Genomic DNA, 17544 nt, shown 5'->3' on the forward strand with positions numbered 1-17544 from the left:
TTGATGTGCATGAACTCAAGTGATTGAAAGGATATCGCCATGCTGGACTGGAAAAACCGCGAAGGCAGTGCCAAAGGCCCCGCCCCTGAGCCTAAGTCGGCCAACCGCAGCTACCTGCGCAACCTGCTGATGAGCCGAGCCTTGCTCAGCGTGATCTGCTTGTACCTGCTGGTCACCGGTGGCCTGGGTTGGTACTGGAGCCAGGAGCCGGCGCTGTTCCCGGTCCAGCAAAACGCCCAGCTTGCCGCCGAGAAGGAAGGCAAGCAAATGGTGATCGGCTACACCACCGTCGAAACCGTCAAGACCGTGGTTGGCACCTTGCTGAACAAGCCCGGTGGCTACATTTCCAACGACTGTTTCCCGCCAGGCCTGTGGATGGACAACATGCCGAGCTGGGAGTACGGCGTGCTGGTGCAGGTGCGTGACCTGACCCGCGCCCTGCGTAAAGACTTCGCCCGCTCCCAGTCGCAGTCGGCTGAAGACGCTGACCTGGCCAAGGCCGAGCCGCGTTTCAACTTCGACAACCGGAGCTGGGTGCTGCCGTCCAGTGAGTCGGAGTATCAGGAAGGCATCAATTCCCTGAGCCGCTACGAAGCACGCCTGTCCGACCCTAACCAGAAGGGAGCGCTGTTTTATGCCCGCGCCGACAACCTGAACAACTGGCTGGGCGACGTCGCCACCCGTCTGGGTTCGCTGTCGCAACGCCTGTCGGCCAGCGTGGGCCGGGTCAAGCTGAACACCGCGTTGAAAACCGAAGCGCTGGCGCCGGGTGAAGTGCCGCAGGTCGATGAAGAAGTGGTGGAAACCCCGTGGATGCAGATCGACAACGTGTTCTACGAAGCCCGCGGCCAGGCCTGGGCCTTGTCCCATCTGCTGCGCGCCATCGAGGTCGATTTCGCCGACGTGCTGGCCAAGAAGAACGCCACCGTCAGCGTGCGCCAGATCATTCGTGAGCTGGAGGCCTCGCAGGAACCGGTTTGGAGTCCTATGATTCTCAATGGCAGTGGCTTCGGTGTACTGGCGAACCATTCGCTGGTGATGGCCAACTACATTTCCCGGGCCAACGCTGCAGTGATCGACTTGCGTCAGCTCCTCAACCAGGGTTGATGATGGACGCTACTCAACGGGAGGCCGCTCACCGCGCGGCCTCCGATGCTGAACTGATCTGCTGGGTCGACGAGCAGGACAACCTGCTCGGCCACCTGATCAGGTCCGACCTTCGCCAGCGCGGCCTGATCGGCCGCTGCACCTTCATATTCCTGTTCAACACCAAGGGTGAGTTGTGCGTGCATCGGCGCACCCTGAGCAAAGCCCTGTACCCGGGGTTCTGGGACACGGCGGCCGGCGGCATGGTGGCGGCGGGCGAGAGTTATGCGGTTTCGGCGGCCCGCGAACTGGAAGAAGAGCTGGGGGTGAGCGGGGTGGAACTGACCGAGCACGACCACTTTTACTTCGAAGACGGGGACAGCCGACTCTGGTGCAAATCCTACTCGGCGGTGTGGGATGGACCCCTGTGTCTGCAGCCTGAAGAGGTGATGGAAGCGCGCTTCATGCCCATCGAAGCGATTCTCGCGCAGGCTGGGCAAAAGCCCTATTGCCCGGACGCCCAGGAAGGCTTGCGGCGCTATCTCGCCTCGCGTCGTTAAAGTTGCATAAATTGACGCCATTTGGCTCTTAGCAACGGCGCTTTTTGCCGTTACACTGCGCGCCTTTTCACCCGAACCACATGAGCGGTTCGGTAGCGCTGCCCCTGCCTGAGTGGGGCTTCGCGGTCGGTCACCGCCCTGTGCGGCGCCGATCTGTCTTCATCCTCCCAAGAGGATTGCCGGTGGCCAAAAAAGCCGCATCCTTCGCCGCCCTTGGTGGCCTGGTATTTTCCACCGACGCAGGTCGACACTGCCCGGACTGTCGTCAGCCCGTGGACGCGTGCACCTGCAAACAGACCCTGATCCCCGAAGGCGACGGCATTGCCCGCGTGCGCCGCGAGAGCAAAGGCCGTGGCGGCAAGACGGTGACCACCATCACCGGCGTGCCGCTGGCCGAAGATGCGCTCAAGGAGCTTGCCACCACGCTGAAAAAGCGTTGCGGCACCGGTGGCGCGTTGAAAGACGGGGTCATCGAGATCCAGGGCGAGCATGTCGAACTGCTGTTGGCCGAGCTGATCAAGCTCGGTTACAAGGCCAAGAAGTCCGGCGGCTGAAAGCCTCTTCCCAACCTGTGTCTAAACTCTGTCCTGCTGGCGAGGTCTACCTCCCTTACAGGCAAATCGTCATTTTCATTCTTTAGACTGCGCCAGCCTCCGCTTGAGGTGGCGCCTTCGCCTTCATATATAGGGGACTTCGATGTCCGTACGACGCACACGCAAAGACGATGGCAGCCAATGGACAGTTGCGGACAGCCGCAGTGTTTACGGGATTCGCCATTGGGGGGCCGGTTATTTCGCGATCAATGAAGCCGGTCGCGTAGAAGTCCGTCCGAACGGTCCGAACAGCACGCCCGTCGACCTGTACGAGCAAGTTGACGAGCTGCGCAAAAGCGGCCTGTCGTTGCCCTTGCTGGTGCGCTTCCCCGATATCCTGCAAGACCGTGTACGCCAGCTGACCGGCGCTTTCGATTCGAACATCGAACGCCTGGAATACCAGAGCAAGTACACCGCGCTGTACCCGATCAAGGTGAACCAGCAGGAAGCGGTGATCGAAAACATCATTGCTACCCAGAACGTCTCCATCGGCCTGGAAGCCGGCTCCAAGCCCGAGCTGCTGGCTGTGCTGGCCCTGGCGCCAAAAGGCGGCACCATCGTCTGCAACGGTTACAAGGACCGTGAGTTCATCCGCCTGGCGCTGATGGGCCAGAAGCTCGGCCACAACGTGTTTATCGTGATCGAGAAAGAATCCGAAGTGGGGCTGGTGATCGAAGAAGCCGCCAGCCTCAAGGTCAAGCCGCAGGTGGGCTTGCGTGTGCGCTTGTCGTCGCTGGCTTCGAGCAAATGGGCGGACACCGGCGGTGAGAAGTCCAAGTTCGGGTTGTCGGCGGCGCAGCTGTTGTCGGTGGTCGAGCGTTTCCGCGCGGCCGGCCTGGACCAGGGCATCCGCCTGCTGCACTTCCACATGGGCTCGCAGATCGCCAACCTGGCCGACTACCAGCACGGGTTCAAGGAAGCCATTCGTTACTACGGCGAGCTGCGCAACCTCGGCCTGCCGGTGGACCACATCGACGTGGGCGGCGGCCTGGGCGTGGACTACGACGGTACCCACTCGCGTAACGCCAGCTCGATCAACTACGACATGGACGACTACGCTGGCGTGGTGGTGGGCATGCTCAAGGAATTCTGCGACGCGCAGAGCCTGCCACACCCGCACATCTTCTCCGAAAGCGGCCGCTCGCTGACCGCCCACCACGCCATGCTGGTGGTGCAGGTGACCGACGTCGAGAAACACAACGACGAAATCCCGACCATCGAAAACAAGGAAAGCCTGCCGGAAACCGTGCAATGGCTGGTGGACCTGCTCGGCCCGACCGATATCGAGATGGTCACCGAAACCTACTGGCGCGCCACTCACTACATGAGCGACGTGGCCACCCAGTACGCCGATGGCAAACTGACCCTGGCCGAGAAAGCCCTGGCCGAGCAGTGCTACTTCGCCGTGTGCCGTCGCCTGCACAACTCGTTGAAAGCCCGCCAGCGCTCGCACCGCCAGGTGCTGGACGAACTCAACGACAAGCTGGCCGACAAGTACATCTGCAACTTCTCGGTGTTCCAGAGCCTGCCGGATACCTGGGCCATCGGCCAGGTCCTGCCGATCCTGCCGCTGCATCGCCTCGACGAAGAGCCGCTGCGCCGCGCCGTGCTGCAAGACCTGACTTGCGACTCCGACGGCAAGATCAAGCAGTACGTCGACGAGCAGAGCATCGAGACCAGCCTGCCGGTACATGGCTTGAACGAGGGTGAAGACTACCTGCTGGGTATTTTCCTGGTCGGTGCTTACCAGGAAATCCTCGGTGACATGCACAACCTGTTCGGTGACACCGACTCGGTGAACATCTACCAGCGTGAAGACGGTTCAGTGTACAGCGCCGGTATCGAGACCCACGACACCATCGAAGACATGCTGCGCTATGTGCACTTGTCGCCGGAGGAGTTGATGACGCACTACCGCGACAAGTGCGCCAGCGCGAAGATCTCGGCGTCCGAGCGTACCCAGTTCCTCGACGCCTTGCGTCTGGGCCTGACCCGTTCTTCGTACCTGTCCTCGTAATAGCAACTGATACAGCTCTAAAAAATGTGGGAGGGGGCTTGCCCCCGATAGCAGAGTGTCAGGCAACAGATTTGTTGCTGATATACCGCTATCGGGGGCAAGCCCCCTCCCACATTTGGATCGGGTTTCTTCAGCTACCGCCCAGCCACAGCCCTTGCCGATTCAAGCGCCAGGCAATCGCCCACAGCGTCAGGCTGCGCACTGCCATGAACAACAGGAAGGTGATCCACAACCCGTGGTTGCCCAACCCCTGCAGCGCCCACGCCACCGGCAGTACCAACAGCACCGTCAGCAACATCCCGTTGCGCATCTCCCGCGCCCGCGTTGCGCCGATAAACAGCCCATCGAGCAAATAACTCCACACCGCAATCAACGGCAATACCGCAAGGTAGGGCAGGTAGCGGTCGGCGGTTTCGCGCACGCTCGGGATATCGGTTTGCATCGCGATGAACAAATGGCCGGCGAAGGTGAACAGCAACGCGAAACCAACGCTTGCGATCAGTGACCAGCCACAGGCAACCACTAACGAGCGTCTTAACGCCTGGCGATCGCGCGCGCCGATGGCGTGGCCGCACAGGGCTTCGACTGCATGGGCCAGGCCGTCCAGCGCGTGGGCGGTCAGCAGCAGGCCGTTGAGCAGCAGCGCATTGGCAGCCACGGTCGCATCCCCCAGCCGCGCACCTTGCACGGTGATCATCAAAAACACCGACTGCAGTGCCAGGCTGCGAATAAAGATGTCGCGGTTCACCGCCAACAGCGGGCGCCAGCTTTGCCACATCTTCAGCGCCGCCCAGGCGATATGCCCAGGGTAGGCGCGCAGGGCTTTTTGCGTGAGGGCCAGGCCGAGCAGGGCGCCGGTCCACTCGGCAATCACCGAGGCTCGGGCCGAACCGACCACGCCCCAGTCCAGGCCGAGCACGAACCACAGGTTCAGCGCGATGTTGACCAGGTTGGTGGTCAGCAGGATCGCCAGCGGCGCGCGGGCGTTCTGGGTCCCGAGAAACCACCCGACCAGCGCATAACTGGCAAGTGCGGCAGGCAGGCCGAACAGGCGTGTATGGAAGAATTCACGGGTCAGTTGGTTCAGTTCGGCGGAAGGCTGCATCCACGCCAGCGCCAGATGGCTGAGCGGAATACCCACGGTACCCAGCAGCATCGCCAGCCCCAGCGCCAGCAGCAGGCCCTGCAGCAGGATCTGGCGCAAGGCCGCGCCGTCATTGCGCCCGGCGGCCTGGGCGGCAAAACCGGTGGAGCCCATGCGCAGAAAGCCCATGGCCCAGGCGAGGAACGTATACAGGCTGGCGCCGACGGCCACGGCGCCCAGTTGGTGGGCGTGGGGCAGGTGGCCGATGACCATGCTGTCGACCAGGGCTACCAGCGGCACGGAGATATTCGACAAGATCATCGGCGCGGCCAGGGCCCAGACGCGACGATGGGTGGGGCGGTGGCGCCAGTCGGTGAGTAAGGTGGGCATGCGGGCTCCTTCGAGGGTGGCGCATTGTAACCGGCCACCCACCGCGCCGCAGATCCAATGTGGGAGGGGGCTTGCCCCCGATGGCGGTGGGTCAGTTGCTGGATGCATTGACTGGAAGACTGCTATCGGGGGCAAGCCCCCTCCCACATTTTGATCTCCGGTGGCTGTGGCATCGGGGCTTGGATTCAGGCCCGCTCACCCTCTGTCGGTCAATGTGATCGCCGCCACAGCGGCTTGGCTTGCGCTGATATATAGTTCACCCCCGGTTTCCTCTGACGACGAGTGCCCCATGCTTAACAAAGGATTGTTCCTGGCCTGCGCGCTGGCCCTGCTGAGCGCCTGCGATTCTTCCGATAAACCGTCCGCACCCTCCGCTCCGGCGGCGAGCGTGGCACCCAAGCCGGCCAAGGCGGCGGTGGATGTGGCGGCGTTGAAGCAGCGTTACGCCGGGCGCGAGTTGAGCGTGGTGGACGTGTCCGAGGTGCAGTTGGACGGGGCCAGCACCTTGTCGGTGAGTTTTTCCATTCCTCTGGATCCCGATCAGAAGTTCGCCGACAAGGTCCATCTGGTGGACAGCAAGTCGGGCAAGGTCGATGGCGCCTGGGAGCTTTCGGACAACCTGATGGAATTGCGTCTGCGTCACCTGGAGCCACAGCGCAAGCTGGTGCTCACGGTGGACCCTGGCGTCAAGGCGGTGAATAACGCCCTGCTGCCCGCCGAGTACATCGCCCGCCTGGAAACCCGTGACCTGCAAGCCACCGTCGGCTTCGCCAGCCGCGGCACGTTGCTGCCCACGCGCCTGGCCGAAGGCTTGCCGGTGATCGCGCTGAACGTCGACAAGATCGACGTCGAATTCTTCCGTATCAAGGCCGAGTCCCTGCCGTCGTTCCTGGCGCAATGGGGGCGCAACACCAGCCTGCAAAGTTACGAGTCCCGCGAGTTGCTGCCGATGGCCGACCTGGTCTACGGCGGGCGCTTTGACTTGAACCCGGCGCGCAATACCCGCGAAACCCTGTTGCTGCCGATCGCCGGCCTCAAGCAGTTGCAGCAGCCCGGTGTGTACCTGGCGGTGATGCGTGCCTCGGGTACCTACAACTACTCGCAACCGGCCACCTTGTTCACCTTGAGTGACATCGGCCTGTCGGTGCACCGCTACGCCAATCGCCTGGATGTGTTTACCCAGGCGCTGGAAGGCGGCAAGGCGTTGAATGGCGTCGAGCTGGAAATTCTCGATGCCGAAGGCCGCGTGCTCGGTCAGGGCAAGACCGAAGACGGTGGCCACGCCGAGTTGCCGTTGCCGAAAAAAGCCCAAGTGCTGCTGGCCAAACAAGGTGAGCAGACCAGCCTGTTGCGTCTGGACAGCGCCGCGCTGGACCTGGCCGAGTTCGACATTGGTGGCCAGCCGTCCCACCCGCTGCAGTTCTTTGTGTTCGGCCCGCGCGACTTGTATCGCCCCGGTGAAACCGTTCTGCTCAACGCCCTGTTGCGCGACAAGGACGGCAACACCGTCAAGCCGCAACCGGTGAGCGTCGAAGTGCGCCGCCCCGATGAACAGGTCAGCCGCAAATTCGTGTGGGACGCCGACGCTTCCGGCCTCTATCAATATTCACTGCAACTGGCCGGCGAAGCACCGACCGGGCGTTGGCAGCTGGTATTCGACCTGGGCGACGGCAAGCCGCAGCTGTATGAGTTTCTCGTCGAAGACTTCCTGCCGGAGCGCCTGGCGCTGGAACTCAAGGGCAGCGATACCGCGCTGAGCCCGGCGGACAATCCGGTGATCCAGGTCAACGGCCGCTATCTGTACGGCGCGCCGGCCTCCGGCAATCGGGTCAGCGGGCAGGTCTATGTGCGCCCGCTGCGCGAGGCGGTCAAGGCCCTGCCGGGCTACCAATTTGGCTCGGTTACCGAAGAAGAGCTGAGCCAGGATTTCGAACTGGACGAAAGCACGCTCGACGCCAAGGGCCAGGAAGAACTGACCCTGGAAAGCAAGTGGGCCGAGGCCCGCTCGCCGCTGCAACTGATCGTGCAGGCCAGCCTGCAAGAGTCGGGCGGGCGGCCGATCACCCGGCGCCTGGTGCAGCCGATCTGGCCGGCCGAGCAATTGCCAGGCCTGCGCGGACTGTTCGACGGCACTGAAACCAACGGCGACGGCCCGGCGGAATTCGAAGTGCTGGTCGCCAACCAGGACGGGCAGAAACTCGCCGCGCAAAACCTCAAGGTGCGCCTGGTGCGCGAGCGCCGTGACTACTACTGGAACTACTCCGACAGTGACGGCTGGAGCTATCACTACAACGAGAAATTCCTCAACCTCGACGAACAGACCCTGAACATCAAGGCCGGCGACACCGCCAAGGTCAGCTTCCAGGTGGAGTGGGGCCCTTACCGCGTCGAGGTCGAAGACCCGCAAACCGGCCTGATCAGCAGCCTGCGCTTCTGGGCCGGCTACCAGGCCCAGGACAACACCGAAGGCGGCGCCGTGCGCCCCGACCAGGTCAAGCTGGCGCTGGACAAACCCGCCTATGGCGATGGCGACACCGCCAACGTCACCGTCACACCGCCGGCTGCCGGTAAGGGCTACCTGCTGGTGGAGTCCGCCGAGGGGCCGCTGTGGTGGCAGGAAATCGACGTGCCGGCCGAAGGCAAGCGCTTCGCGGTGAAGCTCGACCCGAAATGGTCGCGGCATGACCTGTACGTGAGCGCGCTGGTGATCCGTCCCGGCGAGCGCAAAGCCAATATCACTCCCAAACGTGCGGTGGGCTTGCTGCACCTGCCGTTGGATCGGACCCAGCGCAAGCTTGGCGTCACGCTGACCGCGCCGGAAAAAATGCGCCCCAAACAGCCGCTCACGGTGAAAATCGCGGCGAAAAATGCCGACGGCAGTGTGCCCAAGCAAGTGCATGTGCTGGTGGCTGCGGTCGACGTGGGGATTCTCAATATCACCGAATACCCGACGCCGGACCCGTACTCCAGCCTGTTCGGCCGCAAGGGCTATGGCGTCGACCAGTTCGACATCTACGGCCAGTTGATCGAAGCCGGGCAAGGCCGTCTGGCCAGCCTGGCGTTCGGTGGCGATGCGGCGCTGGCCAAGGGCGGCAAGCGCCCGGACACCAGCGTGACCATCGTCGCCCTGCAAAGCGCACCGGTGACCCTCAACGAAAAGGGCGAGGGCGAAGTCAGCGTCAATATTCCGGACTTCAACGGTGAACTGCGCCTGATGGCCCAGGCCTGGAGCGATGATCGCTATGGCATGGCCGAAGCCAAGACGGTCATCGCCGCACCGCTGATTGCCGAGCTGTCGGCGCCGCGCTTCCTGGCCGGGGGGGACCAAACCACCCTCGCGCTGGACCTGTCCAACTTGTCGGGCAAGGCGCAGAAACTCGACGTACAACTGGCTGCCGAAGGGCAACTGGAACTGGCCGCCAATGGCGCGCAGACCGTAGAACTGAAACAGGGCCAGCGCACCACCTTGCGCATCCCGGTCAAAGCCTGGGGCGGCCTGGGGCAGGGCAAAGTCAGGGTGACCGTCAACGGCCTGGACCTGCCCGGTGAAAACCTGCCGCCGTTCAGCCGTGAATGGACCCTGGGCGTGCGCCCTGCGTACCCGGCGCTGCTCAAGCACTACCGCGCCGTGCTCAAGGATCAGCCGTGGAGCTTGCCTGCGGGCACGCTGGATCAGTTCGACAGCTCAGGGCGCGAGGCGTTGCTGAGCCTGTCCAGCCGGCCACCGTTGAACCTCGGTGCGCAAATCAGTGCGCTCAAGGCTTATCCCTATGGCTGCCTGGAGCAAACCACCAGCGGGCTTTACCCCTCGTTGTATGCCGATGACGCGTTGCTTAAACGCCTGAGCATCAAGGGCGAGCCAGATGCCGAGCGTAAACGCAAGATCGAGCTGGGTATCGAACGCCTGCTGGGCATGCAGCGCTACAACGGCAGTTTCGGTTTGTGGGGCGCGGATGGCGAGGAAGAATACTGGCTGACCGCCTATGTCACTGACTTCCTGCTGCGCGCCCGCGACCAGGGCTTTGCCGTACCGGCCGAGGCACTGAAGAAAGCCAGTGAACGCCTGCTGCGCTATGTGCAGGAGCGCAACCTGATCGAAGTCGATTACAGCGACAACGCCGAGCACACCCGCTTTGCCGTGCAGGCCTACGCCGGCATGGTCCTGGCGCGCAGCCAGCAGGCGCCGTTGGGGGCCTTGCGCAGTATCTTCGAGCGTCGCAGCGATGCGCGGTCCGGCTTGCCGTTGGTGCAACTGGCCATCGCCCTGCAGAAGATGGGTGACCAACCGCGGGCGGACCAGGCATTGCTTGCAGGCCTGGCGGCGCAGCGCAGCGCCAAGGAGTGGTTGGCCGACTACGGCAGCCCGTTGCGCGACCAGGCGATGATCCTGGCCCTGCTGGAAGAAAACGACCTGGCCAAGGGTAAGCGCGAGGAGCGCTTGTTCACGTTGGCGGACCAGTTGGCGGCCAGCCCGTACCTGTCGACCCAGGAGCGTAATTCGCTGTTCCTCGCCGGTCGGCTTGGGCTTGCCCGGCCGGAGGCGAGCTGGCAGGTGTCGCTGACCGGCAGTGGCGGGGTGCACGAGCTGAACAACCAGCAATCTACCCTGCAACTGGACGGCAAGCTGCTGTCCAGCGACTTGAGCCTGAGCAACCAGGGTGACACCCCTGTGTACCAGCAACTGACCATCTCCGGTTACCCGCAGATGCCACCGGCAGCGGGCGGCGAGAACCTGAGCATCCGTCGCGAGTACCTGGGCATGAACGGCCAGCCGTTGAATCTGCACAGCCTCAACAGCGGCGACCTGGTGTTGGTGCACCTGGCGGTCAGCGCCAAGCAACGGGTGCCGGACGCCCTGGTGGTCGACCTGCTGCCCGCCGGCCTGGAACTGGAAAACCAGAACCTGGCGCAAAGCGCGGCCAGTCTGGAGAACGCCAGCAGCCAGGTGAAGGAATGGCGCGAGTCGATGCAGAATGCCTCGCTCAAGCATCAGGAGTTTCGTGATGACCGCTACGTGGCGGCGATGAACCTGGAAGGCTACGGCGGCACCACGCACTTGCTGTATCTGGCGCGGGCTGTAACGCCGGGCACCTACCGTGTGCCGCCGCCGCAGGTGGAGTCGATGTACCGGCCGAACTGGCAGGCGGTGGGCGAAACCCCGGCGGACATGGTGATCAAGGGCCGCTGAAAAACCAATGTGGGAGGGGGCTTGCCCCCGATGGCGGTGGGTCAGTTGCCGGATGCATTGACTGACACACTGCTATCGGGAGCAAGCCCCCTCTCACATGGGGTTGGGGACATTCTTGGGCCTAGTGCACAACCCAACTGAGCAGCCACAATCCCAGGAGCAACCAGATAATTCCCATGATGATCGACGCCCGCATGAACGCACGCACGGCCGAATACAGCAGCATCAGCCCGACGATCAGGGTGATGATGCTGATGATCGAGGTGTCCATGCCCAGGGTGCGCGACAAGCCATCGATAAAGTTGCCGCCGGCGTGGGTCAGGGCTCCGAACAAGCCGCTCAGACCGTCGACGATAAAGCGGATGACGGAGCCGAGCGCCTGGCCCAGCCACTCGAAAAAGCTTTCTACCTGCATGTGCGTGTCCTGATAAGAAGGTGGGCGTAACTGTGCCTTTGGTCGTTGTTGCGACAGGCGAGTTCCCTACAAGCATAGAGGTTTGCCCGGTTGAATTTGCGTTTTGTTGCCCGCTCGACACTGCTGAGCCTGCTGTTGGTCATTGCCCTGCTATGGCTGGCCGACCGCATCTGGCCCTTGCCGTTGCCCCAGGACGACCTGGCCCGGGTGGTGTTAGCCGAGGACGGCACGCCGTTATGGCGCTTTGCCGATGCCAACGGCGTATGGCGCTACCCGGTGCAAACCAGCGAAGTATCACCGTATTACCTGGACGCGCTGCTGACCTACGAGGACCGCTGGTTCTACCGCCACCCCGGCGTCAACCCGCTGGCCCTGGCGCGGGCGACGTGGCAGAACCTGACCGGTGCACGGGTGGTGTCGGGCGGCAGTACCTTGTCGATGCAAGTGGCGCGCTTGCTCGATCCGCATTCGCGTACCTTCCTCGGCAAGTTGCGTCAGTTGTGGCGTACCGCGCAGTTGGAGTGGCACCTGTCCAAGGAGCAGATTCTCAACCTGTACCTGAACCGCGCGCCGTTCGGCGGCACATTGCAGGGCGTGGCGGCAGCCAGTTGGGCGTACCTGGGCAAACCCCCGGCTCAATTGACCCACGCTGAAGCGGCCCTGCTCGCGGTATTGCCCCAGGCGCCGAGCCGCTTGCGCCCGGATCGTCACCCGCAGCGCGCCCAGCAGGCCCGGGACAAAGTGCTGCGCCGCCTCGCCGAGTTCCAGGTCTGGCCGCAGGCGGCGGTGGATGAGGCGCTGGAAGAACCGCTGCTGCTGGCACCGCGCCTGGAACCGAGCCTGGCACCGTTGCTGGCGCGCCGCTTGAACCGCCCAGACAGCCCGCCGCTGATCCGCACCACGGTGGATGCCACGTTGCAGCGCCGTCTGGAAGACCTGCTGCTGGGTTGGCGCGCGCGTTTGCCCGAGCACACTTCCGCCGCCATCCTGGTGGTCGAGGAAGAGACCATGGCCGTGCGCGCCTACCTCGGCTCGGTCGATATCAACGATGCCAAGCGTTACGGGCATGTGGACATGATCAGCGCGCTGCGCTCGCCCGGGTCCACCTTGAAACCCTTCCTGTATGGCATGGCCCTGGACGATGGCCTGATTCATTCAGAATCCCTGCTGCAGGACGTGCCGCGACGCTATGGCGATTACCGGCCGGGCAATTTTTCCATGGGTTTTACCGGCGCGGTGCCGGCGAGCACGGCACTCTCCAGCTCGCTGAACCTGCCGGCGGTGCAATTGCTGGAAGCCTACGGGCCGAAACGCTTTGCCGCGCAGATGCGCATCGGCGGCATGCCGCTGGCGTTGCCGGCGCTGGCCGAACCGAACCTGGCGTTGATCCTGGGCGGTGCGGGCAGCCGCCTGGAAGATCTGGTGAGCGGCTACAGTGCGTTCGCCCGCGAGGGCAAGAGCGCCACTCTGCGTTTGCAGCCGGATGACGCGCTGAGGGAGCGGCCGTTACTGTCGCCGGGGGCGGCCTGGATCGTGCGGCGTATCCTCAGCGGCCAGGCGCGCCCCGACCGGGACCCGCGGGCCGAACTGGTGCAACGTCCGACGCTGGCCTGGAAGACCGGCACCAGCTATGGCTTTCGCGATGCCTGGGCGATTGGCGTGGGCCCTCGCTATCTGATCGGTGTGTGGATCGGCCGACCGGACGGCACGCCGGTGCCAGGGCAGTTCGGCCTGGCGTCGGCGGCGCCATTGATGTTGCAGGTGCATGACGTGCTGACCAACCGCGACAGCCAGCGCGGCATCAGCGCAGCGGTCAAGCCGGTGCCGGCCAACGTGGGCGTGGCGGCGATCTGTTGGCCGCTGGGCCAGCCGATGAGCCGCAGCGATCCCAACTGTCGTCGCCAGCGCTTTGCCTGGACCCTGGACAACACCACGCCGCCGACCTTGCAGGCGTTGGATCAACCGCTGAGCGTGGGGTTGATGGAAAGTATCTGGATCAACGCCAAGGGGTTGCGGGTCGATGCCCATTGCCCTGGCGCCGAACCGAAAAATATTGCGCTGTGGCCGGCGCCGCTGGAGCCGTGGCTGCCCAGGGTGGAGCGCCGTGAAGCGCGCATTCCGGCAGCCGACCCGCAGTGCCCGCCGCCGGCACTGGCCGCGTCATCGCCGCTGTCCATCGTTGGCGTGCGTGAGGGCGACCAACTGCGCTTGCCCGCCGCCAGCCAACAAGCCCTGCGTTTGAAAATTTCCGCCCTGGGCGGCAGCGGGCGGCGCTGGTGGTTTCTCAATGGGGCGCCGCTGGGGGACAGTGCCAATCAGGATTTCATCAACGCCAGTTTCGAGCGATTGGGGCGCTATCAACTGAGTGTGCTGGATGAGGCGGGGCAGACGGCCAGGCTTGAGTTCAGTGTTGTCGATTAGGGCCTTATCGGGGGCAAGCCCCCTCCCACAGTGGATTGTGTTCACAAATCAAATGTGGGAGGGGGCTTGCCCCGGTACAAACCGGGGACATCGTTTACATTTCTAACCGGGGACATGGTTTACAGGTTAATACGCATGATCAGGAGGTAACTGATCATGCCCTGGAACCAAGAGTCTCCGATGAATCAACGAATCAGACTGGTCGCCGACTGGCTTTCCGGCAACTACACCAAAAGCCAGTTGGCACGTCGCTTTGACGTTAGTCGGCCTACGGTCGACAAATGGATTGCCCGGCACAACGGTGATTTAAAGTCCTTATCCGAGCTGTCCCGACGACCTCACAACAGCCCAAATAAAACCGACGACGAGATTTTGGCTCGTGTGGTGGCGATGAAGGAGGCCCACGATAAATGGGGGCCTAAGAAGCTTCTCGAACTATTACGGCTTGAAGATCCTTCCGTCGCCTGGCCTTCTCCAAGTACAGCGGGCCAGTGGCTTGATCGACTTGGGCTCGTCAACAAACGACGTTTCAAGCGCCGGCACAGTATTTCCCAGGCAGAAATGCGAGAGGCCAACGAACCTAACAAGACTTGGTGCGCTGATTACAAAGGGCAATTCAAGATGCTTGACGCGCAGATGTGCTTCCCTTTGACCGTTACAGACCACGCGTCCCGGATGATTCTGGCGTGCAGGGCCCATCCCCAGATCAAGACCCAGCCAGTAAAACAAGCATTTGAAAGGCTTTTTCAGGAGTACGGCATGCCGGAAGTTATCCGTTCGGACAACGGGGTTCCGTTCGCCTCTCCGGGTCTGGCAAGAATGTCCACATTGGCAGTTTGGTGGATTCGTCTGGGCATCTATCCGGAGCGCACCATGCCAGGAAGACCCGCCCAGAATGGTCGCCATGAGCGAATGCACCGTAGTTTGAAACTTGAGCTGCCCATAGGGAAAAACTTAGTCGAGCAGCAGCTTTTGCTGGAGCATTTCAGGCATGAGTTCAATTACGTACGCCCTCATGAAGCCCTCGGCATGAAACGTCCGGGAGACCTATATGTGCCGTCTACCCGACTTTACCCAGGTTGTTTGCCCGATGTGGAGTATCCCGCAGAAATGAGGGTTCGCAGCGTCAGACAGGACGGATCGATCAAATGGAACGGCAAGTTGTTATTTGTCAGCGAGGCACTATCTGGGGAAAGGATAGGACTCAAAGAAGTTGAAGATGATGTTTGGGATTTGTACCTGTGTGATTATCCCCTGGGGAGGCTTGGGCGAGGTATGACCCGCGTCCAGGCCTCAAATGTGTAAACGATGTCCCCGGTTTCAGATGTAAACGATGTCTACGGTTCTACACCCCGATGGCGTCCTCAAGACCCCCACCGCTATTCACTTGCCTTCAATCCCCATCCCCCTGAAGCTATACCCATTCAGGAGCCCCCAATGAACCTCGAACACCTCACCGAACGCCTGCACCGCATCCGCGATACCAACGACTGGAAGCCGTTCCACAGCCCGAAAAACCTGGCCATGGCCGCCAGTGTGGAAATGGCCGAGCTGGTGGAGATCTTCCAATGGCTGACCGAAGACCAGTCACGCCAATTGCCCGCCGATAAGCTGGCGCACGCCGGCCAGGAAGTCGGCGATATCGTGCTGTACCTGCTGTTGCTGTGCAGCGAGCTGGGCCTGGACATGAACGAAGTCGTGCGCGCCAAACTGGCCGACAGCGAACGGCGGTTTGCCCATGAGTGACCGGCATTTCGACCAGTTGGCCACGCGTTTCGCCGAAAAGATCTATGGCGGCGCCAAGGGCGCGATTCGCCTGGCCGTGTTGCAGGCCGACCTTACCGAAGCCTTGCCCGACCGCCCGCTGCGCGTGCTGGATATCGGCGCGGGGTTGGGGCATATGTCGTTGTGGCTGGCCGAACGTGGCCATCAGGTGACCCTGGCCGAGCCCGCCGAGCCCATGCTCGAAGGCGCACGCCAGCGTTTTGCCGAAGCCGGTCAGAGCGCCACGTTCATCCATGCGCCCTGGCAAGACCTGCTCGGCCAGCTCACCGAACCCTACGACCTGGTGCTGTGCCATGCCGTGCTGGAATGGCTGGCCGAACCCCATGCGATCCTGCCGGTGCTGCACCAGTTGACGCGGCCCGGCGGCTGGTTGTCCCTGGCGTTCTACAACCGCGATGCGCTGATCTACCGCAACCTGCTCAAGGGCCACTTTCGCAAGATGCGCAAGAACGACATGGCCGGCGAAAAGCAGAGCCTCACGCCGCAACAGCCGCTGGACCCTCGCGAACTGGCGGCGCAACTCGACGGGCTCTGGCAGGTCGAAAGCCAAAGCGGCGTGCGCGTGTTCCACGACTATATGCCGGTGGAATTCCAGGCGCGCGCCGACCTGCAGGATTTGCTGGAGATGGAGCTCGCTCACCGTCGTCACCCAAGCTTTGCCGGACTTGGGCGTTATTTGCACTGGATATGCCGTCCGGTTTAAGCGGCCCAGCCTGCGGAGGTCGAAATGCGTCGTCTCTGTTTGATCCTGTTGTCTCTCGGGCTGGGGGCCTGTTCCAGCCCCAACCCTTATGTGGCTGCTTCGGCGCCGATGCCGCCGGCCCCGGCCCAGGCGGCGAGCACCTTTGATGCCAGTGCGTACCCGGCGCCGGTGCGCGACTACGGCGCCTATCGCAACTGGGCGTGGCGCAACGGCCAACTGCCGGCCGGCACCGCCTGGGCGGACTCGGCCCAGGTGGCCGAAGCGGTCAGCGGTGCACTGGACCAGCGCGGTCTGCGGCCGCTGCATGACAATCGCGCGCCCGACCTGCTGGTCAGCGCCGATGTGCGTCTGGAGAAGCGTTTGCGGCAAGTGCAGGACGACTATGGCTACGGTTATGGCGGCTACAACCGCTATGGCAATGGCTACGGCATGTACAACTCGGTGCCGGTGGTGCGTACCTACGAAGTGCAGGTAGTGGTGGTGCGGGTCAATCTGTTCGACGCCCGTACCGGCCAGCCGGTGTGGAGCGCCAGCGCGGAAACGGGCAGCCAGGGCAGCCTGAGTGAACGGGCGGATGCATTGCGCCAGGCGGTGCAGAAGGCAATGGCGGCGTATCCTGCGCGTTAACAGCTATTCTCATCTAAAGCCCGGATCGATCGTTGGAGAGCCACCATGTTTCGTCGTATCGCTACGCTTGCATTTGTCCTGCTGCTGGGCGGTTGCCAGAGCAACCAGGTCAACCATGACTTCGACGCCAGCCGCGACTTTGGCGCCTACCGTCACTGGGCCTGGAAAGACCCGGCGCTGCAATACCGCCCGGATGACCCGCGCATCAAGAGCGACCTCACCGAGCAACGTATCCGCCAGGCCGTGGGCGAGCAGCTTGACCAGCGCGGCCTGCGCCCCGCAGAGCCCGGCACCCGTGCCGACCTGAACGTGCAGGCCTACCTGATCGTCGAAGACCGCCAGCAGCAAGTCACCACCAACTACGGCGGCGCCTGGGGCGGGCCGTGGAATGGCTATTGGGGCGCGCCGATGTACAACGAAACGCGCAACATCACCTACAAGGTGGCGACCCTCCAGATCGACCTGCTCGACGGCAAGGACGGCAAGCTGGTGTGGCGCGGCAGCGACGAGCAGATCATGGCCAGCTCGCCGAACCCGCAGGACCGCAGCAACGCCATTCGTAGCACTGTTAGCAAAATCCTCTCGAACTACCCGCCGCACTGATCGTGCTCTGTAAAAGCGCTGCGCAGGCAGCGCGTCTACACTCATCGATACCCTCAGGAGAGTAAGCGCTCG

General features: G+C 63.0%; 13 protein-coding genes. 11 read left to right on the forward strand and 2 right to left on the reverse strand.

Features of this window, described 5'->3' with window-relative positions; genetic code table 11:
- Positions 1-39: 39 nt before the first annotated feature.
- From C4J94_RS03130 to speA, 4 genes are all read left to right on the forward strand, one after another.
- Positions 40-1107 carry a DUF2333 family protein gene (locus C4J94_RS03130; protein WP_124384931.1) on the forward strand — a complete coding sequence of 356 codons (1068 nt, stop codon included), beginning with the start codon at positions 40-42 and terminating at the stop codon, positions 1105-1107.
- A gap of 2 nt (positions 1108-1109) precedes the next feature.
- Entirely contained in the window at positions 1110-1646 is a 537-nt protein-coding gene (locus C4J94_RS03135; RefSeq protein ID WP_124384932.1) for an NUDIX hydrolase, read from the forward strand.
- A gap of 182 nt (positions 1647-1828) precedes the next feature.
- The gene (locus C4J94_RS03140; RefSeq protein WP_049710213.1) at positions 1829-2200 is read left to right on the forward strand and encodes a translation initiation factor Sui1; all 372 of its coding nucleotides are present in this window, start codon (positions 1829-1831) and stop codon (positions 2198-2200) included.
- A gap of 142 nt (positions 2201-2342) precedes the next feature.
- Entirely contained in the window at positions 2343-4256 is a 1914-nt protein-coding gene (gene speA / locus C4J94_RS03145) for an arginine decarboxylase (RefSeq protein ID WP_124384933.1), read from the forward strand.
- A 130-nt stretch (positions 4257-4386) separates the two neighbouring features.
- Here speA and C4J94_RS03150 read toward each other — a convergent pair whose 3' ends face one another.
- Positions 4387-5730, reverse strand: a complete 1344-nt coding sequence (locus tag C4J94_RS03150; RefSeq protein WP_124384934.1) for an MATE family efflux transporter — start codon at positions 5728-5730, stop codon at positions 4387-4389.
- 289 nt (positions 5731-6019) lie between these two features.
- Here C4J94_RS03150 and C4J94_RS03155 point away from each other — a divergent pair, with 289 nt between their 5' ends.
- Positions 6020-10918 carry an alpha-2-macroglobulin gene (locus C4J94_RS03155; RefSeq protein ID WP_124384935.1) on the forward strand — a complete coding sequence of 1633 codons (4899 nt, stop codon included), beginning with the start codon at positions 6020-6022 and terminating at the stop codon, positions 10916-10918.
- Between the two features lie 121 nt (positions 10919-11039).
- Here C4J94_RS03155 and C4J94_RS03160 read toward each other — a convergent pair whose 3' ends face one another.
- Positions 11040-11333 carry a hypothetical protein gene (locus tag C4J94_RS03160; RefSeq protein WP_124384936.1) on the reverse strand — a complete coding sequence of 98 codons (294 nt, stop codon included), beginning with the start codon at positions 11331-11333 and terminating at the stop codon, positions 11040-11042.
- A gap of 90 nt (positions 11334-11423) precedes the next feature.
- On the opposite strand from C4J94_RS03160, the gene pbpC reads away from it, so the two are divergent.
- The 6 genes from pbpC (at position 11424) to C4J94_RS03190 (ending at position 17472) form a co-directional block, all read left to right on the forward strand.
- Positions 11424-13754, forward strand: coding sequence for a peptidoglycan glycosyltransferase PbpC (gene pbpC / locus C4J94_RS03165; protein WP_124384937.1), 2331 nt, complete (start codon positions 11424-11426; stop codon positions 13752-13754).
- Positions 13755-13910: 156 nt separating this feature from the next.
- Positions 13911-15059 (forward strand): integrase core domain-containing protein, encoded by a 1149-nt coding sequence (locus C4J94_RS03170; RefSeq protein ID WP_124384938.1) that lies wholly within the window; start codon positions 13911-13913, stop codon positions 15057-15059.
- A gap of 132 nt (positions 15060-15191) precedes the next feature.
- Complete coding sequence (locus C4J94_RS03175; protein WP_058423592.1) at positions 15192-15500, forward strand: MazG-like family protein; 309 nt, start codon at positions 15192-15194, stop codon at positions 15498-15500.
- Positions 15493-16242 (forward strand): methyltransferase domain-containing protein, encoded by a 750-nt coding sequence (locus C4J94_RS03180; protein ID WP_124384939.1) that lies wholly within the window; start codon positions 15493-15495, stop codon positions 16240-16242. The genes C4J94_RS03175 and C4J94_RS03180 overlap by 8 nt, the downstream gene beginning before the upstream one ends.
- Positions 16243-16266: 24 nt before the next feature.
- Positions 16267-16869, forward strand: a complete 603-nt coding sequence (locus C4J94_RS03185; RefSeq protein ID WP_124384940.1) for a DUF4136 domain-containing protein — start codon at positions 16267-16269, stop codon at positions 16867-16869.
- 45 nt (positions 16870-16914) lie between these two features.
- Complete coding sequence (locus C4J94_RS03190) at positions 16915-17472, forward strand: DUF4136 domain-containing protein (RefSeq protein WP_124384941.1); 558 nt, start codon at positions 16915-16917, stop codon at positions 17470-17472.
- Positions 17473-17544 lie beyond the last annotated feature (72 nt).

Source organism: Pseudomonas sp. R5-89-07 (assembly GCF_003851685.1).
In the GTDB taxonomy this organism is placed as follows: domain Bacteria; phylum Pseudomonadota; class Gammaproteobacteria; order Pseudomonadales; family Pseudomonadaceae; genus Aquipseudomonas.